14 protein-coding genes and 1 riboswitch are annotated in these 19,948 nt (G+C 43.5%); of the genes, 3 read left to right on the top strand and 11 right to left on the bottom strand.

The genetic code is table 11. From position 1 onward, the window contains the following. Nucleotides 1-33: 33 nt before the first annotated feature. From RUMTOR_RS02745 to RUMTOR_RS02700, 11 genes are all read right to left on the bottom strand, one after another. Nucleotides 34-1,089: a helix-turn-helix domain-containing protein gene (locus tag RUMTOR_RS02745; RefSeq protein WP_004845544.1), complete on the bottom strand. Its 1,056-nt coding sequence runs from the start codon at nt 1,087-1,089 to the stop codon at nt 34-36. 199 nt (nt 1,090-1,288) lie between these two features. Continuing rightward, on the bottom strand, nt 1,289-1,828 hold the full coding sequence (nrdG, locus tag RUMTOR_RS02740; protein ID WP_009319848.1) for an anaerobic ribonucleoside-triphosphate reductase activating protein: 540 nt from the start codon (nt 1,826-1,828) through the stop codon (nt 1,289-1,291). 183 nt (nt 1,829-2,011) lie between these two features. Then, on the bottom strand, nt 2,012-4,171 hold the full coding sequence (nrdD, locus tag RUMTOR_RS02735) for an anaerobic ribonucleoside-triphosphate reductase (protein ID WP_004845541.1): 2,160 nt from the start codon (nt 4,169-4,171) through the stop codon (nt 2,012-2,014). Between the two features lie 502 nt (nt 4,172-4,673). After that, on the bottom strand, nt 4,674-6,092 hold the full coding sequence (locus RUMTOR_RS02730; RefSeq protein ID WP_004845539.1) for an alanine/glycine:cation symporter family protein: 1,419 nt from the start codon (nt 6,090-6,092) through the stop codon (nt 4,674-4,676). Nucleotides 6,093-6,094: 2 nt separating this feature from the next. Further along, nucleotides 6,095-6,226, bottom strand: a riboswitch (glycine riboswitch). Nucleotides 6,227-6,375: 149 nt separating this feature from the next. Then, entirely contained in the window at nt 6,376-11,502 is a 5,127-nt protein-coding gene (locus RUMTOR_RS02725) for an endo-alpha-N-acetylgalactosaminidase family protein (RefSeq protein WP_004845538.1), read from the bottom strand. A gap of 54 nt (nt 11,503-11,556) precedes the next feature. Continuing rightward, nucleotides 11,557-11,763, bottom strand: coding sequence for a hypothetical protein (locus RUMTOR_RS13385; protein WP_242647675.1), 207 nt, complete (start codon nt 11,761-11,763; stop codon nt 11,557-11,559). Nucleotides 11,764-11,938: 175 nt separating this feature from the next. Continuing rightward, nucleotides 11,939-12,781 (bottom strand): 2-amino-4-hydroxy-6-hydroxymethyldihydropteridine diphosphokinase, encoded by an 843-nt coding sequence (gene folK / locus RUMTOR_RS02720; protein ID WP_009242288.1) that lies wholly within the window; start codon nt 12,779-12,781, stop codon nt 11,939-11,941. 120 nt (nt 12,782-12,901) lie between these two features. Next, complete coding sequence (folP, locus tag RUMTOR_RS02715; protein ID WP_004845535.1) at nt 12,902-13,717, bottom strand: dihydropteroate synthase; 816 nt, start codon at nt 13,715-13,717, stop codon at nt 12,902-12,904. Continuing rightward, entirely contained in the window at nt 13,714-14,205 is a 492-nt protein-coding gene (locus RUMTOR_RS02710) for an HD domain-containing protein (RefSeq protein ID WP_004845534.1), read from the bottom strand. The genes folP and RUMTOR_RS02710 overlap by 4 nt, the downstream gene beginning before the upstream one ends. A 36-nt stretch (nt 14,206-14,241) precedes the next feature. Beyond that, the gene (folE, locus tag RUMTOR_RS02705) at nt 14,242-14,802 is read right to left on the bottom strand and encodes a GTP cyclohydrolase I FolE (RefSeq protein ID WP_004845533.1); all 561 of its coding nucleotides are present in this window, start codon (nt 14,800-14,802) and stop codon (nt 14,242-14,244) included. 24 nt (nt 14,803-14,826) lie between these two features. After that, nucleotides 14,827-16,164: a bifunctional folylpolyglutamate synthase/dihydrofolate synthase gene (locus RUMTOR_RS02700; RefSeq protein WP_004845532.1), complete on the bottom strand. Its 1,338-nt coding sequence runs from the start codon at nt 16,162-16,164 to the stop codon at nt 14,827-14,829. Nucleotides 16,165-16,339: 175 nt separating this feature from the next. Between RUMTOR_RS02700 and RUMTOR_RS02695 the strand changes: the two genes are divergently transcribed. From RUMTOR_RS02695 to RUMTOR_RS02685, 3 genes are read left to right on the top strand one after another with little or no spacing between them, the layout of a single operon-like run. Then, nucleotides 16,340-16,732: a GntR family transcriptional regulator gene (locus RUMTOR_RS02695; RefSeq protein ID WP_004845531.1), complete on the top strand. Its 393-nt coding sequence runs from the start codon at nt 16,340-16,342 to the stop codon at nt 16,730-16,732. Beyond that, nucleotides 16,710-17,612 (top strand): ABC transporter ATP-binding protein, encoded by a 903-nt coding sequence (locus tag RUMTOR_RS02690; protein WP_004845530.1) that lies wholly within the window; start codon nt 16,710-16,712, stop codon nt 17,610-17,612. Before RUMTOR_RS02695 ends, RUMTOR_RS02690 begins: the two co-directional genes overlap by 23 nt. Beyond that, the gene (locus RUMTOR_RS02685; protein WP_004845529.1) at nt 17,587-19,809 is read left to right on the top strand and encodes a DUF6449 domain-containing protein; all 2,223 of its coding nucleotides are present in this window, start codon (nt 17,587-17,589) and stop codon (nt 19,807-19,809) included. The genes RUMTOR_RS02690 and RUMTOR_RS02685 overlap by 26 nt, the downstream gene beginning before the upstream one ends. Nucleotides 19,810-19,948: the final 139 nt, after the last annotated feature.

The raw sequence follows: 19,948 nt of genomic DNA, 5'->3' as shown, positions 1-19,948 counted from the left end.
TCGGAAAACTGCTTTTTTCTTTTCCTCAGTTATCTACTTCAACTCTGCCTCTTTTATAAAGCTTTGTAATTCTTCGCTGTCTTTTAAAAATTTCATCTCTTCATCTGTTTCGATCGATTGAACGAGCGCTTTTTGTAACTGCGAACCAAACGACTTATCAACTTCTTTCGTCTGAATATGACGATACAAAGGCGAACTGTTAATATCCCATTTTTTCGTAAGTGATCTCAGCATCGGCAAAAGTATCTTTACCGCCTTCGCTCTTTTTTTCGTAGCCACATAAAGCTGAAACTGTGCACCGTAAGAATTATATTCCCACAGATCAAATACCTGCGCCGCCTGCTTGTCGATATCCGCAATATATTCCGCGTCTTCCATCCGCTTTTCTTTCAATGCGATCTCCATTAACGTCATCAGCGCCCCGTGAATTTCGGTTGTGGCAGACAAAAACTTTTCTTCTGTCAGCTTTGCCGCTTTTTCTAACTCTCCCTGCGCAATGTACAAATTTGCCTGAAGCTGTTCTCTGTCGAGCACCCTCTTTTTTGAAATCGTATCCAACACTTTCTGGGCCTGTTCATAATCCTGTTTTTCCATCAATTTAGAGATCAGATACGCCTGCGCCTGTTCTCTGATATCAATCCGGTCACTTTGCATTACCCGTTGAAATAAAGCTTCGATTTCCTCTTCGTATTTTTCATATGAATCAATTCTGTTTCCTTGAAACAACAGCAGGCCGTTTAGCAGCATCGCCACGTTACCGAGCAGCAGATCACAGGTAGGGTATTCTTTAATTTTCCCGATCGCAAGAGAATATCCCGCTTCAAAACCGTCTTTTTTTGCCGCTTCAGACACTTCATTCAAAAACAGCGCAACTTCTTTCTCCGACAGATCATCCTGAAAAGACAGCAAGGTGTTCAGATCCGTATCAAGAAGCCTGGCAAGCGCCGGAAGCAAGACTATGTCGGGACACGACGTTCCTTTCTCCCATTTATTGACAGCCGGAGCCGTCACCCCAAGATAATTCGCAATCTGCTCTTGTGTAAATCCTTTTGCCAGACGGCGTTCTTTTATAATTTCATTGATTCGCATAATAATAGGCACCTCTCTTGTCTAAGCTCAAATACATGTCTAAATCAAATATAACATCTCTTCTTCACTTATACAATTAAGGCGCCGTTAATTTATCCTTATGTTTTTTTAACTGCCGGTATACCGAAATAACTTTCCCAGCCTTTATATTTTGTATGATATCCGTGATTCTCTTTTGGTCTTAAATCATTCTTTTCATCTACACGCCCCGCTCTACCTTTGGCTGCCACATGACAATCTCATTCTGACCAAGACTTTTTTTCACATCGATGACTCTTTGATTCGATGAACCTCTGAACACAAGACGGATATCTTTTAACGCCTCTACAAACTCTCCGTCCACAAGCACATCTATCATAGAGAGCATTTCATCTGTGTATTCACATCTTGCGCGGCTGTTATTTAAAAGCTGCTCATCATACAAATACCCTGTATAACACCATATATTTTTTTCAGGATAGCTCTCTCTTACTTTTCGGAGAAGTCCGACAAGCGTCTTTTGATTCTCCGGCTCAAACGGTTCGCCGCCAAGTAATGTCAATCCATTAATATAACTTGGCGAGAGCGCCTCCAAAATCTCTTTTTCCGTCTGATCTGTATATTCGCTTCCGTATTTAAAATTCCAAGTATCTGCATTGAAACATCCCGGACAATGATGCGTACACCCTGAAACAAACAAAGATACTCTTACGCCCTCACCGTTTGCAATATCACACTTTTTTATTTCGCCGTAATACACCTGAATTCACACCTTTCCTCTATACTCTCTTATCCGTTTGATCTATATATGCAATGAATCACCGGAAGTGCCAAAAGGTACATTCCGGGATTGTAATCGGTCGCCGTTAAAAAAACAGGATACCAAGCAGGGCATCCTGTTTCTTTTGATTCATTTATCCCTCTTTGTTTGTCACCCGATATTTTACAGGTGAAGCACTCTTTCTTTGATCTCCTGTGTTCTTCCCTGATTCCAGAACTGTGTTCCGATGTAACCGCATGTACGTCTTGCTACATTAAGAGTATCCTGATTGCGGTTTCCGCAGTGCGGACATTCCCACTCAAGCTTTCCATCTTCAGACGTCACGATCTGGATTTCTCCGTCGAATCCACATTCCTGACAATAATCACTCTTCGTATTCAGTTCCGCATACATGATATTATCATAAATAAAACGGATTACCTGAAGAACCGCCGGAATGTTGTCCTGCATATTCGGCACTTCTACATAACTGATCGCACCGCCTGTAGAAAGCGCCTGAAACTGGGATTCAAATTTCAGTTTGTCAAACGCATCGATCGGCTCACATACATTAACGTGATAACTGTTCGTGATATAACTCTTATCCGTCACACCCGGAATAATACCGAATCGTTTCTGAAGGCATTTTGCAAATTTGTATGTCGTACTCTCAATCGGAGAACCGTAAATACTGAAACCTATATTTGTCTCCTCTTTCCATCTGTCGCACGCTTTATTCATGTATTTCATTACGTCAAGCGCAAATTGTGTAGCCGACGGATCTGTGTGCGATTTTCCCGTCATATATTTCACACATTCGTAAAGTCCGGCATATCCAAGAGAGATCGTAGAATATCCGCCATAAAGCAGATTATCGATCTTCTCCCCTTTTTTCAGACGTGCCAGCGCGCCAAACTGCCAAAGGATCGGAGCCGCATCCGAAAGAGTTCCTTTCAGACGGTTATGTCTGCACATAAGAGCCCGGTAACAAAGATCCAGTCTCTCGTCAAACACTTTCCAGAATTTGTCCTCATCTCCGCCGGAGGACAATGCTACGTCCACAAGGTTGATCGTCACAACTCCCTGATTAAAGCGTCCGTAAAACTTATAATTTCCGTTTTCGTCTTTCCACGGGCTAAGAGCGCTTCGGCATCCCATAACCGGGAAGCAGTTTCCTTCTTTTAGTTCTTTCATCTTTTTCTCGGAAATATAATCCGGAACAAGACGTTTTGACGTACATTTTGCCGCAAGCTCCGTCAGATAGAAATACGGAGAACCTTCGTCGATATTATCTTCTTCAAGCACATAGATCAGCTTCGGGAACGCCGGCGTCACCCATACGCCCGCTTCGTTTTTCACGCCTTTATAACGCTGCTTTAACGTCTCTTCGATGATCATCGCAAGATCTTTTTTCTCCCGCTCATCTTTCGCTTCGTTCAAATACATAAATACTGTAAGGAACGGAGCCTGACCATTCGTCGTCATAAGCGTGATCACCTGATATTCGATCGTCTGAACGCCTTTTATGATCTCTTTTTTTAAGCGGCCTTCCACAATATCATTGAGCACCTGCTTCGGATAATCGATCCCTACCATTTCCATTTCCTGAAGGACTTCCGCACGGATCTTATCTCTTGATACCTGAACAAACGGCGCGAGATGCGCAAGCGAAATACTCTGTCCGCCATACTGGTTGCTCGCCACCTGTGCGATGATCTGTGTCGCAATATTACATGCCGTTGAAAAGCTGTGCGGTTTCTCTATCATTGTTCCGCTGATGACCGTTCCGTTCTGGAGCATATCTTCCAGATTGACAAGATCACAGTTATGCATATGCTGCGCATAATAATCCGAATCATGAAAATGGATGATACCCTCTTTATCCGCTTCGACAATATCTTCCGGCAAAAGCATTCTCTGCGTCAGGTCACGGCTGACCTCTCCTGCCATATAATCTCGCTGCACGCTGTTGACCGCCGGATTTTTATTGGAATTTTCCTGTTTGACATCTTCGTTATTGCACTCAATAAGTGAAAGGATCCTGTTGTCCGTCGTATTTGCCTTACGCACAAGCGATCTCTTATAACGATATCTCACATACCGTTTTGCCAGTTCAAATGCTCCTGTCGCCATGATCTGGTCTTCCACAAGATCTTGTATCTCTTCAACCGAAACCGCACGGTTCAGTTTATTGCACTTAAACTCGACAAACTCCGCAATATCTTCTATCTGCGAATCGGTCAGACTTCTCCCTTCCGATGATGAATCCGCTTTTGTCACTGCAATTACGATCTTCTTAATGTCAAATACTTCTTCGGCTCCGTTTCTCTTGATAATCTTCATATTTCGCCTCTCCTCATCTATCTTTTTTTCAGATGCTTTTCCGCTTTCTCCGCCTTTTTGCGTATTTCACGGAACATTTTCCTCATGTCTTGCATCGCACGGCTGTCATATCCCGTGCTGTCTAAAATCTATTCTAATACAAAATATAGTATAATGCAATCCCCAAAACACATGATAATGTATTTTCAGAACAAGCCTGTTTTTATGAAAGATTGTCGTTTTTAAGGGAATATTTCCGTTTCCTTTTACACAAATAAACTTCACAAATAAAATTATCTGTCACTTTCCCGCAATCCGAATCCCAAACCTGTTAAATCCGACAGATTTCAAGCAAATATAAAAAATCATCTTATCGCTCACAAAACAATCGCTCATCATAATATAAAAAGATATCAAAAATAAGACCGCCTGTAGCGGAAAAGCCATTTTCCCACTGCAGACAGCCTTATATACTGTACAGATCTTTTTGTATTTACAATCTTTATTATGTAATCTTATCTGCTTATTTGCTTTGCTTTTTTTGTCTTGCGAAATAATCTTTCGTCTCTCTTACGACAACACCGCTTAACGCCAAAATCGCGATCAAGTTCGGAAACGCCATCAGCGCATTAAAAATATCCGCGATATTCCAAACGGCCGCAACCGTCATATATGGTCCGATAAATACTGCAAGAATATACAACCAGCGGTACCCTTTTACTACGGATTTATTTCTGTTAAAAAGATATTCGATACATCTCTCACCATAATAGTTCCATCCAAGTATTGTAGTGAACGCAAAAAATACAAGGCAGAGCATCAGTGAGAACGAAGCTACGATCGGAGGGAACGGCAGGCCTTTTTGGAATGCCGCCACCGTAATTTCAACGCCTTCCAGTTCCGGGTTCATCCATGTACCCGCTATCACAATGGAAAGGCCTGTCATTGTACAAATCACTATCGTATCGATAAATGTTCCTGTCATAGACACAAGTCCCTGACGAACCGGCTCTTTTGTCTTTGCCGCCGCTGCTGCGATCGGCGCACTTCCAAGACCGGATTCATTTGAGAAAATACCACGGGCGATTCCTTTTTGCATCGCAACGACCATTGTTCCCATTGCCCCGCCTGCCAAAGCGCTGCCCGTAAAAGCTGATTTTATAATAGATACAAGCGCTGCCGGAACAGCCGTAATATTTGTAATAATAATGATCGCTCCAAGCGCCACATAAAGCACTGCCATAAACGGAACGACAATTTCCGATACTTTCGCGATTCTTTTAATTCCGCCGATCACGACAAGGCCGACACAAAGTGTCAAGATCAACCCAGTCACAACCGTAGCCATCGTATAGTCATGACCAAAGGCAGAAAAAACAACGTTTGATGACTCTGGATCAAAGAAGTTTTTCACCGCTGACGAAATACTGTTTACCTGCGTAAAAGTACCGATACCGAAAAGGCCGACACCGGCTCCGAAAAATGCAAAGATTTTAGCCAGCCATCTCCAGTTCTTTCCCATTCCGTTTTCAATATAGTAAAACGGTCCTCCGAGAACATGTCCGTCTTTGTCGATCGTGCGATATTTGATAGCCAGAAGACCTTCGGCATATTTTGTAGCCATTCCGAAAAACGCCGCGATAACCATCCAAAACAGCGCTCCCGGACCTCCTGCTGCCAATGCAGTTGCGACTCCTGTGATGTTTCCCGTTCCGATCGTTGCCGATAACGCCGTACAAAGCGCTCCGAAACTGGTTACTTCACCCTGTCCGTCCTCTTCATTTTTAAACATAAACTTTAGGGCTTTCCCGAGATGTCTTATTTGTAAAAGACCCAGCCGGGTTGTGAGAAGAAATCCTGTAAACAGGATCAGAATGATCAACGGCAGACCCCACACCGCTCCGTCGATCACCTTAATGATTTGGTCGATTTGCTCTAACATTCCTTTATACCTCCATCCTTTTGCCTGAGAGACTCGCGGCGTCTGCCTTAAAAACAGAATATACCGCTTACACCTTCGGCGCTCTTTCACCGGCCTCGCCACAGCCGATAAAGAGACTCTCCTGAGTTTTCTCTTTCGCGCTTTAACACGACATAGTTCAGAATAACATGGAAAGTATAAAAAAGCAAGAAAAATCGCCCGAACCTCAAACGATCCGAGCGATTTTTCTATTTATAAAGGCTTTTGCAACCTTCTTTTATACCGTGCCTTGCGATCGACACAATTACTGACGACGTCTTTTTCTCTCAAAAAATGCCGCTGCCGCTGCAAATAATCCGAAGATACCTGCCGCTCCCCATCCAAAGAAGGATGTCGCGTCTCCCGTCTGAACAGCCTGACCTTTATTCGGTGCACCCGGGTTCTTATTGTCCGTTGTTCCTGGGTTCTTATTGTCCGTTGTTCCCGGTTTCTTCAAACCATCCATCGCTGTCTGAAGACTTGTCTGTGCCGCGTCAACTTCCGCCTGACTTGCATCTTCTTTTGCAAGAACAGCCTGCGCTTCTTTTAACGCCTCTGCAAACGGCTTCCATGTTTCAGATGTATAATCTTTCTCCTTCAAAACCTCTGCTTTTTCAACTAATGCCGTCAAGTCAGCTTTATTTACTTCAACTTCTTCGTCTTGGAATCTTCCCATCACACGGATCTCTGCCGCTGCCGAGAATTTATTTGCCTCATCTCCTGTAGTCGCAGTCGGTACGAGTTTTACGTCTGTTACATCTTTCACTTCTTCAAAAGCAACCGCCTGCCATCCGGTTCCTCCGAAGCTTGCATCCGCTACTTTTTCGTAGTCGGCAGCGCCTGCTTTTTTCACCCAGATTTCCGCTTCCCTGATAATACCGTTTCTTCCGCTTCTCTGCTGAAGTCTTAATCCGCTTACTGTCGCCGGTTTATCTAATTGCAGATTTAACCAGTGGTTTTCAATCGGTGTTCCTGCCCATACAGTATGCCAAATTGTATCGGCATTACCGTCTAAGACGTTGCTTGCAGGTCCTTCTCCGCCTTCCTGCGCCTGCTCGCTTCCTGCTGTAGCAGTCATCTGCTCTTTCGGAAGATCTTTGGAATCATCTGTCGCATCGATTCCAGCCGAGTTATCCATCGTAACCATAGCAGCTTTTAATTCATAGTATGCTTTCTCGATTTCATCCTGTGAAGCTCCCTCTTTGTCAAGAACCGCTTTTGCTTCTTTAAGTACGTCCTGGAAGCTGCTCCAAATTTCCGGTCTGTAATCGATTTCTTTATACTTTTCTTCTGCTTCTGCAACTAATGCGGCAAGTTTTTCCTTTGTAACTTCTTCTGTTACTTTTTCGATCACGAGGTTGTCAAGAACAAGCTCTTTGTATCCGCCGAAGTTCGCCTCTGCCGCATCCGGACTCACGCCTTGAAGATCCGGAGCCTTCTCTGTAGAGTAGATACCGAACCATGTCTGTCCTGTGGAATCTCCCGTAACCTGCATTGTAAAATGTCCGTCTTTCTCTTTTCCCATGCTCATCGGAAGTTCTTTGAGCTGAACGTTTCCGTTATACTCGCCGACACCGACTGCAGCCGCGTAAATTCCGTCGCTGCCCGCCTGATAATCAAAGCTTACATTGTATGTCACACCAGGCTCGAAACGGAAGTTCTGCGGGATCGTCTGGTATGCCAGCGTAGATCTCTGTGTCAGTCCGTTGATCTTCACAGACCAGTCTCCGTCAAGAACATCATCCATCTTCTTCACATCCCATCCTGCCTGTGTGTACTTGTCATGTCTTTCAGAAAGATGGATTCTGTTATCCTCTACTCCTTCAATTCCTCCGACTACGAACGGGTAAAGTCCCTGTACGCTCTTTTCAAAATTCTGTTCAAATTTTACAACTTCGCCCTTCTCGTTTGTCGTAATGTTCTTAGAATCGTTTTGCACGATACGGATATCATCGAAGTATGAAGATCCTTCTCCTGCTTCCCTTGCGATCGTAAGAGTCACATCTCCTGATTTCGGCGCTGTAAAGAATATATACATATTCTGGAAATAGCTGCTTCCGTCTACTGTCGAACTGTTTGTATTATGTGTATATGCTTTTACATAGTTCTTAGCGATAGAACGTGTTGTGTAGTTTGATCCAAGTACTTTATCGCCTGATTTAATTTCTACAGATGCTTTGGCGTCGCTTCTGTTATCTACGCCTACTAAAACAGCATACTGTTTTCCTGCTTCCAGATCTGTCAGTTTCTGTGTCATAGAAACTTTTCCGTCCAGTTTCATCATCGGATTGCTGTGCTGGCTCTTTGCGATCTGCGCTGTTCCTTCGCCTGCTTTTGTCCACATATCAAGGCTTCCACTGTTGAATCCTGCATCTACGATATGCATTCCTTCACTCCATGTCACTTTGATATTTTCTTTTTCGCCTTTGCATACTACATACGGAACTTCTGATTCTGCTTCTAATGTGATCTTACCGTCAACAACATTGACCGTCTTCTCCTCTGTCTTTCCGAGATCTGTCAGTTTGTATACTTTGACGTCTTTTAAGTCTGCCCAACTGTCCGGAAGCTCCCACTGTGTTGTTCCGCCCTGCGTATTCCAGTGGTACAGCTTTTCATCTTCTGATTTTACTTTTTCTCCTGTCTTCGCATCCCAGATCCACGGCAGCAGATAAGACTCTGTTCCTTTTTTGTTTCCGTTGCGGATATCGTCGTCTGTTCTGTCTCCCTGTGATACCGCGCCTCTTGCGATCACTTTTCCGTCCAAAGTCATCGTTCTGTCTCTGTATGCCGCCTGAGCCGGATCGTTTGATCCCCTCTCAAGAACAAGCGTAGATCCATCTTCATCTTTCAAAGTGATCTTCATTTCAGGCGTCCAGTTTACCGCTCCGCCTACGTTGACCGGTGTTCCGTCTTCCCAATCTACGATCTGATAATGCTGGATGAATTTTGTCGTCAGGTCATGTGTGTAAAGATTCGTAATATACGCGTCATAATCGTTACGTCCCTGCCATCCTTCAAAGTCTTTCATGTTATATCCGCCAAGAAGAGGAGCAACCGCCGCGCCTCCGTAAGTCGGATAATCTCCTACCCATGAATCTTTCTGGTGGTTACGCAGGAAACGCATCACATCACTGTTCTCTCCTTTTGCGCCTTCCCCGCCATATGTAAGGTCTGTTGCCCAATGTTGGAATGTAGAGTCATACTCGTTTGCTCCACCCCATTCGTTGGACATACGCCATCCGTTGTCATTAATCTCTTTGGACAGCTTACGGGTCTGCTGGGAATCATCATTGTCACTTCCCGTATTATTTCCCCAAATATCTACATAGATGAAGTCAAGCATATCTTTTCCGTCGCCGCCGAGGATCTCATGAAGTTCATCAAAGCGCGCTTCTCTTTCTCCTGTGGCAAGGTCATAGATACTGTCAAGTCCGATTCCCTGATCGATCCAGTTCCATCCATAACGAAGACTTCCGTCCTTATTACGGCGAACATTATCATCCTTAAACGCTTTTGCTTCCGGATACATCTCGCCTGCATTGACATGGATACCGAATTTTGCTCCGTAATCCGCGCCTTTTTCAAGCAATGTCTTCATATCTTCCGGTCCGCCGATTCTCTTTCCTATATCTGCGTAATCCGGATGCGCCGAGTCATGTCCTTCATTCGCATAACCTTTCAGCAGGACAGATTGTCCAAGACCGTCTGTGTGCATTGCCACACGTTTTACGTTATCTAATGTTGTCAGGAACGGATTCTGCGCGTGAGAACCGAAGTTCATCGCAATACGGTACGCAACCAATTCCGGAACTTCCTCGCTCTTGAACGGATTGTTCATAATATCACGGAATGCAACCGCTCCGTCCTGCCAGTCAACATTTTTATCGCCGTTGCAGTTTCCTGTGATCACGACTTTCATCTTCGGATTTTCTGTCTCTTCCAAAACCCATGTCCGATTATGAGAATCTGTCATCACTCTGTGCCAGTACCATGCAGAACTTCCAAGTCCCATCGATACATAGCCGTCTTTTTTCTCTGAAACAGACATAACTCTTGTATTATTAGATCCTCCGGAAGAACTTGCCCCCGCATTACGGCCTTCATACTCGGAGTTACTCCAAAGTCCGGCGCTCATCTCATTATTAGAAACGAAAGCATACATGTAATCTCTTTCGCGAGCCGGCGTATTTGCCTTTACTTCTACATATTCGTCACCGCTTACCTTTGTTTGTGTGGACATAGCAGCGCCTATTAAATTGGCATTTTTCTGTGTACTGTTTACAGATACAAGACTGTGATTCGGGATTTCGATCGTCTGGATCGGATTTCCCACCTTGCCGCTTTCCAATGCTGTGCCCGGTTTTCCTTCTGTCAGCTTATTTTCCACTTTCGTAATTTCAAATGAAACCGTATTGTCTTTTGCTGTCAATTCTGCCGTAAGAACTGCGTCAATATGTTTTTCTTCATTTTTCACAGTCATCTCATACGTTGCTTTGTCACCCTTGATCGTTGCTTTTACATCACCTTTGGAAAGTTTCACATCTGTTCCGTTGATACGCACCGTATTGATAGCCGAAGTCTGACCGTAGAACGTCTTGCCGTTTAAATCGCCCTTTTTCATCTCGTATTTTACAACGCTCGGGAAATTCTTCGCTACATAAACGTCCATATCCGCTGTAGAAAGCTTCTCTGTCTCTATCTCTGCTGTCTTTTCCAGTTTTACGGCTTTTGCTTCCACGTTGCCTTCTGTTACAGTTACAGATGTCGTCGCCGTCTGATATCCTGCCTTCGTAATCGTCAGCTCATGCTTGCCGGCTCCTAACTGTAAGGAATATTTTCCGTCTTTATCCGTTTCAGCCGTCAGATTTCCTGTCGTTACAACCGCGCCTTCCAACGCTTTTCCACTCTCATCTGTTACACTTCCCGTAACAGTATATGTAACCGCTTCTTCCTGACCTGTATAATGAATATCTTTCAAAAGAACATCTGAACCGATCTGACCCCAAGAACCTGCTTTGATCGCAATTTTGTTTCCGAGAGAATCTGCGATACCGGAAAAGTCTTCTTTATCAAACACAACTTCTCCGTTGAGCGTAAACGTCATCTTATGGTCTGCTGTCCAGTCGATGCGAACCTTTACTTCCTGATCTTTCGTCGGCGCAGGTTTTCTCGTCTGCTGATAATAGTCTCCGTTGCCGCCTTTGTATTTCTGCCAGAACCAGCCGCCATTGTCATATCCTATGTACATACCGTTTTGATCCGTATTATATCCGAGGTAAACGCCTACTCTGTCACTGTCGCTTATTCCTGTATTTGCATTATTTGATTTTAAAGTAAATGAAAAATATCCCGGCTTGTTAAAATCAAATGTATTTGGATTTACAACCATCTGCGGTCTTGTTCCGGGATTATTCCGATTGCCCGTAGCTGATTTAATATGCAGCTAGCCATTTTCCACAGTGACTGTGTCTCCGTCTGCTTTGTTATCCTGAGTCCATGCATCATTGATCCCATCTTCTAAAGCTGCTGTTTTTTCTGTAACATCAACTTCTTCGGCAGATGCGGTCTGAATGTTTGACGGAAGCATAGTACCTGTCATAGATGCAACCATCACAAGACTCAAGAGTCTTAAGACTACTTTTCTTTTCATACCTTTTCTCCTTCCCTTCAGGCTGATTTTATATTTCAGCCAATATATCACATCCTCCATTATAGCAAATTACCAATTTTTTACAATGTATTATTCATATTTTTAGCGTTTTTTTGTCTATTTCTTATCTCCCTTACTTTTCCCCGTCGTTTTTTCTTTGTTTTTTTGTATTTTATTATTCTTTTTGAGCATTTTCTCTCACTTCTTCCAACATCTCAGCCACTGTTTTTCCATACGCCGGATGGCGCACATACGGCGCGATCTCAAAAAGAGGCCGCAGCACAAAATCTCTCTTGTGCATTTCCACATGAGGGATGCACAACTCGTCTCCTTCATATACGAGATCATCATACAAAATAATGTCCAAATCAAGCGTTCTCGGACCCCAGTGAACGATCCGTTCTCTTCCCGCCTCCATTTCAATCCTATTTAATTCTCTTAACAGTTCTTTCGGATAAAACAAGGTTCTTAATTTCAGACATCCGTTCAGAAAATCATCCTGATCTGTCACCCCATACGGAGGCGTTTCGATAAAAGAAGAGCATTTTTCGACAACGCATCCTTTTAAAGCGCCAAGTGCTTCAACTGCATCTGTAATATATTTTTCTCTGTCTCCCATGTTAGATCCAAGTGCAATATATGCGGTATGCCATTGCCGCTCGATCACAACGCTGACCGTTTTCAGCGGAAGGCGCACCGGAGCCCACGGTTTCTTGATCTCCAGTCTGATCTTCTCTAGTCCGGCTGTATGCAGCAAAAGTTCTTCTGCAAGCGCTTCTGCCGCCCTCTCCAATAATTGAAATGTATGCTCCCGCAAGTAGCGGTCTATAAAAGCGCTCACTTCCCCATAATGAATAGAAGCGCTTAGATCATCCGTAAGTCCCGCCCTTCGTGTGTCGGTGTAAAGAACTGCCGAGACTAGAAACTTTTGTCCCAACACATTTTCCTCCGGAAATACACCGTGATTCGCAAATACTTCCAGATCTTCTATTCTGATCTCATCATAATCTTTTTTCATTTTCTGTCTTCCTTCCTCCTTACCGTACATTTTTCTGTATGACAACTCTTTCTTCACCTTAACTATACGAAAGCGAAGCAGTCAGTCCGACAGCTTCGCTTGCCTGTTTTACAGTCCTGATTACACTTCATGTTCCCGCATGAGCGCCTGCGTCATAAGTATCGCTCTTTTATTCTTCTCTACGTCATGAACACGGACAAACGCACATCGTTTCTGCACCGCATAAACCGTTGTCACAAGCGTTCCTTCTTCCCGCTCGTCTGCCGGAAGATCTAATGTAAGACCGATCACAGATTTGCGTGACGTTCCAAGAAGGATCGGTAATTTAAATTCATGCATGATCTCCAGTTTCTGTATGATCTCCAGATTCATTTCATATGTCTTTCCAAAACCGACTCCCGGATCAAGGATGATCTTATCCCGTGCAATTCCTGCTTTATCTGCAATTTTAACGCACTCTTTCATATCTTTCATAAAATCAAAAAGAAAACTATCGTATACCGCCTCGTTCCGATTATGCATCAGACAGCATGCAACGTCATGTTTCGCGATCACATCTGCCATTTTCTCGTCATATTTTAATCCCCATATATCATTTACAAGATCTGCCCCCGCACAAACCGCAGCTTCAGCCACCGCGCTTTTATATGTATCAATAGAGATCGGTACGTCAAATTCCTTTTTCAGTTTTTCAATGACCGGAACGACGCGCGCGATCTCTTCTTCGTCCGTAATCTGAACATGTCCCGGACGGGTAGACTCACCGCCGACATCTAAAATATCCGCTCCTTCTTTTATCATCTTTTCTGCATGAAGAAGGGCTGCATCCATCTTATCAAAACGTCCTCCATCCGAAAAAGAATCCGGAGTTACATTTAAGATGCCCATAATATATGTATTGTGTTCTGTGTCAAATTCTCTTCTGCCTATGATCATATTTTTATCTCCATATTTTTCTTCTCTTCACTCCAGTTACATTCCCGGTTTGCCGGACATGAAAGACACAGCCTCGACGCTTTGTCCGCTTCATACAAAAGCTTTTCCAATGTGTCCGCCCCGTCACGAAGCCGTCTGTGTCCGCGCACCGCATTTTTTATCGTTCTTTTTTCTTCCTCAGAAAATCCCGTTTCTTTTGGAAGTGTATCCAGTATTTCCCCGGCGATCCGCTCTCCCGCAATCTCATGGGGAACTTTTTCTTCATATTGAAGCGCTTTTCCTATATCGTGCAAAACCGCGGCGGCATAAATTACATCTTTACGAAAACCGTATTCCTTCTCTAAATTGCGGATATATGCTATTCTTGCCACATCCAACAGATGCGACATCTGATGCCTGCAAAAAATACGTTCCTTTTCCGCGCGCTCCAGCCTATGATAGTATTCCAAATACAGCGGATGGCAAATCACTGCATTTACTCTGTCCATTTTTCCTCCTTTACCGGTCAGTTTCCCGCGTCCGGTCTACCCTCTTTCAAGCATTCTGAAAAAACGTTCTTCCAAAGCCGGATCTGTCTCAAACAGCCCTCTTTTTGCAAATGTCACCGTCCTGCTGCCCGGTTTTTTTATTCCTCTCATCGTCATACACATATGTTCTGCCTCGATCACAACCGCCGCGCCTTTCGCCTTCAGTTCGTTCATCAGCGCATCTGCAATCTGACCCGTAAGCTGTTCTTGAAGCTGAAGCCTTCTTGCAAACCCCTCTACCGTTCTCGCCAGCTTGCTAAGCCCCGCAACTTTTCCGTCCGGAATATACGCAATGTGCGCTTTGCCGTAAAAAGGAAGAAGGTGATGCTCGCACATGGAATAGAACGTAATATCTTTTTCTACGACCATATCGCTGTTTTCCACATGAAACGTCTTACAAAGATGCTCTTTTGCATCTTCTTCGTAACCTCCGTATATTTCCTCGCACATTCTGGCGATCCTATCCGGTGTTTCGATCAAGCCTTCTCTGTCGGCGTCTTCTCCGATCCCTTCCAATAATAATCTGACTGCTTTCTTTACTTTTTCCTGATCTATCATCTTTTCATCCTTTATCTTTTTCTATCAATACATCTGTCGCTTATCCTGTTCTTTTTCAACCGCTTCCTTTACTTTTCCCAAATAGGACAAAGAGCCAAACGCAAGGATCACGTCGTCTTCGTCTGCGTTTTCCAGCGCTTCTTTTACCGCCTGCTTAATCTCGCCGACAGCATACGCGGGCACATATTCAGACTGTGCTTCAACAGCTTCTTTTAGTTTCTGCGCGCTTAGCGTACGTTCTTTATTCGGAAGATCGACCGTATATACGCATTTTGCATACGGAATCGTCAAACGGATGATCTTTTCATATTCTTTATCTTGAAACACACCCATTATGTAAATAAGCTTCCTCCCCGGGAAATACGCTTCTATTGATTCCCGTAGTCTTTTTGCCGCATCTTCATTGTGCGCTCCGTCTACGAGAAATACAGGCCACTCCGAAATACATGTAAACCTTCCGAACCATTCTGTATCGAAAAAACCCGTCTCGACCGCTCTCTTTTCCTCTTTTTTCAGCAGCCCCGGAACATGTACTGCCTCCCATGCGGTAACAGCGTTTATGAGCTGATATTTTCCCGAAAGACGGATGCTTATATTTTCGGAATCTTTATAAGAAAACCGCATCCCGCGATAATCTTCTTCCAAGACAACTGCTTTTTCCGGCTCTGCATAAATAATCGGACAGCCAAACTGTCTTGCTTTTTGTTCTAAAATTTCTCTTACTTCCTGCTTCTGGGGCGCTGATACAACGATGCATCCCGGTTTTATGATCCCCGCCTTATTTTCGGCGATCTCGGAAAGTGTATTGCCGATCACACCGATGTGATCCATACTGATCGGCGAAAACACGGCGCAGACTGTATTTTTCACAACATTCGTAGCGTCTTCCATCCCTCCCAGCCCTGATTCTAAAACGACAAAATCGCACTTCATTCTTTTATAATATAAAAATGCTATCGCCGTTTCAGCCTCAAAGACTGTCGGAAGCTGTTTTCCCGCTTCCTTTAACCGAACGATAGCATCCTGAACTTTTTCTGTCTCTTCTGCAAAAGCATGCTTTGATATCATTTCTCCGTCAACTTGTATCCTCTCACGGTATGAGACAACTGTCGGTGATACATAACGCCCGATCCTGTATCCTGCTTCACTTAATATTGTGGAAGTGTAGGCAAGCACAGATCCCTTTCCATTCGTTCCTGCGATATGTATGAACCTTAAATCATCCTGAGGATTCCCAAGTTCACGCAGCAGACCTCGAATTGCATCTAAGCCAAGTACACTTCCGTATTTAGACAATTCATCTAAATATACCCTCGCTTCTTTATAGGTCACACTTTTGTTCCTTTCCTGAATCAATTTCATTTTCCGCCCTGCTTTTTGCCGAGCAGACTTATCATAGCACTATTCGTTTCATTGTACAAGCTTCATATTTGCAACAATTCTTACTTTGTATAGACATTTGCTCCTTTCTGTGTTACGATAAGTGTACTACATTAAATAATACACTTAATACACTCATTTTAAGGAAGGGACAATTATGATTACGATTGACTATCAAAGCAAACTGCCTTTATATGAACAGATTGCTAAAAGATTTCAGACGCTCATCTTAAAAGGCGCGCTTCCACCCGATTCGCAGATGCCTTCCGTTCGTTCCCTCGCAATGGATCTTTCCATCAATCCGAATACGATACAGAAAGCGTATTCGCTTTTGGAACAGGAACGCTATATTTATCCGGTAAAAGGACGCGGAAATTTCGTTTCCGATACGACGCTTCTCGTTGAACAGACAAAGAAAACACTTCTCGAGAACGTTTCTCGCCTTATCGCAAACGGAAAAGAACTCGGAGTAAAGCGCGCAGAATTCACGCAGCTTGTTGACCGGATCTATCGAAAGGAGGATTCTCATGATCGAGTTAAAAACGCTTGATAAAACATTTCAGATGATCCATGCTTCCGACCACATCACCGCTACTATCCCGGACGGTATGGTATTCGGACTGATCGGATCAAACGGAGCCGGAAAAAGTACGCTTCTGCGTATGATATCCGGTATTCTCAAACCGGACGAAGGAGAAGTTCTCATTGACGGAGAATCTGTTTTTGAAAATCCTTCCGTAAAATCACAGATCTGCTTTTTATCGGACACCCCTTACTTCTTTCCGAATGCAGATATCCAACAGATGAGAAATTATTACATGCTCTGTTACCCGTCGTTTAACAGAAAACTGTTTGACTCTCTTACAGACAGATTTAATCTTGATCCAAAACGAAAGATCAGCAGCTTTTCAAAAGGTATGAAAAAGCAAGTTTCCATTTTGCTCGGTCTTTGTTCAGGAACAAAATATCTCCTCTGTGACGAAACGTTCGACGGACTTGATCCGGTCGTTCGCCAGGCTGTTAAAAGTCTTTTTGCCGCAGAGATATTGAATCGGGATTTCACACCGATCATTTCTTCTCATAATCTGCGGGAGTTAGAAGACTTCTGCGACAGCATCGGACTTTTGCATCAGGGACAGCTTCTGCTTACCCAAAGTCTGGATCAGATAAAGTGTTCCGTCTGCAAACTGCAGTGTGTCATTTCAGATCCACATAAAGAACAGCAGTTTCTGTCTTCTATAAAGATATTAAAAATGGAGCGTTCCGGTTCTTTACTTACGCTCACACTTCGCGGAAGCCACTCAGATATTCTTTCTGCGGTACAGACTTATGATCCTGTTTTTGCAGAAGTCCTTCCGCTTACACTCGAAGAAATATTTATAAGCGAAACGGAGGCAGCCGGTTATGATATCAAAGATTTCTTATATTAAACTTATACGAGAGGACATACGGCACAGAGGATGGCTCGCCGCCCTTTCCGGCGTCCTGTTATTTCTTTCAATGCCTGTTTACACACTGATCTACCTTGACAGTTATTCTGAAGATCCTGAAGTATTAAAAGAGTTCGCGGATACATTTTCCGGATTCATTAACGGATATAATTCCGCTTTTCTCATCATACTGATCGGAATTCTCGCTTTCGCAGTCGGAATAAGCGGGTTTCAGTTCATGCATAAAAAAGAAAAACTTGATTTTTACCACGGACTTGCGCTCAAACGTCATCAGTTGTTCGCAATCTCTTATTTGGCAGGACTGTTCCTCTTTCTCATCCCATATATAGTATGTACTGTATTGACGATCCTTGTCGGCGCTGTAAAAGGAATTATGACTCTTTCTCTCGCCGGAGAATGTTTTCTTACAATGGGGACGGGAATCCTCGCATTCCTTCTGATCTATCACACATGTATTTTTGCGGGAATGCTGACCGGACGAAGCGTAACGATGTTCCTCGGAACACTTGTCATCGGAGTCTATCCAAGCCTCGTATTGACACTGCTTCCGTCGCTGCGAGATGCGTTTTTCCAGACAACTTATAACGTACACGACAGTATACCTGAAAAACTTTCGGAATATCTTTCGCCATTTCCGTTGTTCATCCGCATGCTTGAACAAAATAATTCTTACTCGAATGTGTTTATGATCACCGCTGCTCTTGTTTTGATCGTTCTTCTTTTGGCGGCCTCGATCATGCTGTATCGCATTTACCCTTCGGAATCAGCCGGAAATGCCCTTGCGTTTAAATTTACACCGCCTGTATTTAAAGTACTGATCAGTATTCCGACCGCAGTGTTTATCAGTCTTCTTGTAAAATCATTTATCGGAGCTTCCGGCACAAAATGGATCATTATCTTAAGTATGCTCGCCATTGTCCTGCTATGCGGATTAATCGAGTTTATTTACTGGCAGGATCTGAAAATGCTATTAAAAGGATGGCGTTCTTCCGTAATTGCCATCGGGTTTGTAGCCGTTTTGCTTGCAGTGTTTCAATTTGATTTTACCGGATATGACACATACCTTCCGAAAGAAAAAAAAATTGCCCGGATCGGAACGCTTCCCGATTCGTTCGCATCCTATTTCTGGTATCCCGAAGACTATACTTCAGAGGATGACAGGGAAAGTTTCGTTCTTTCCGATGACGTTGACGTTTTATACAATCTTGCGCAATCGGGAATCGAAAACGTGAAAAAAGGCATTACTCCAAACACGCTTTACTCCTCTCAGACATCGATGCAGACGGATAAAGATTCCGACAATTATATATGCGCCGCATTTTGCTTTGAACTGGAAAGCGGGAAGAAAGTTTATAGAAACTACTGTGTTTCCTATAATGAAACGCTTGAGGCATTCACAAAGCTCTGCCAAAAAGAAGATTACCGCAAGGAACTTTTCCCGATCTTCCATGTGGAGAAAGAAAACGTATCTTCTGTCTCGCTTCAGGATATTTATATAACGCCCGAAGAATTACTTCTGACTGCCGAACAAAGAACAGAACTTCTAAGCGCATATGAAAAAGACGTATTAAACACAGATATCCGAAAACTCGGAAGCGAAGTTCCGATTGGAGAATTTTCCCTTACGATCCGCCATGTTCCTAACAAAGAGACGAATACGAATCAGCCTTTCCATTCATGGGTGAACGGAACGCGTGAATGGAATGCTGCAGTCAATACAGCTTTTCCGGTAACTTCCTCCGAAGATGAAACCAATTACAAGACGTTTTCGATCGGATCATTGTACATTTACGAAGACTATGAAAATACACTTTCCTGTCTTGAAAAATACGGATACAAAATAAAAAGACTTATCCGTGCAGAAGATATCGACTCTGTCACTCTATACTTAAGCGGCGACTCAATGAAAAACAAAAAATGGAACGATCTTTTAGCATCCTTTTCTTCTGCCAAAGATGAGAACAATTCCGATCCGGATAAAGCTGCTTACGAACAATCAGATGAAAAAGATGCAACGTCAATGTTCACGATCACAGCTCCCGAAGATTTCCGGCTTCTGGCAGAACATCTTTACCTTAATCCTTCTGATTTTCTCGACAGGGGAGGAACGTCACGTGATTATGCAGAAGTTACATTTAAAAAAGAAAACAATACTTTCACTTATCTTTTGAAGTAAACATTTTTGTCTGATATTTCTGACAAAACCGGCATTGCATCCAACAGCAGACTTTTTTCTTCATCTGCCCACGGAAGCAATGCCGGTTTTTTCTTTTATTCTTTTTATTTCCTGCTTTTTTGCTTCCTGCCTTTCGGAA

The sequence above is a fragment of the [Ruminococcus] torques ATCC 27756 genome (genome assembly GCF_000153925.1).
Taxonomy (GTDB): Bacteria; Bacillota; Clostridia; order Lachnospirales; family Lachnospiraceae; genus Mediterraneibacter; species Mediterraneibacter torques.
The sequence above is the reverse complement of the archived record's forward strand: the minus strand, read 5'-3'. Positions and strand labels throughout refer to the sequence as shown.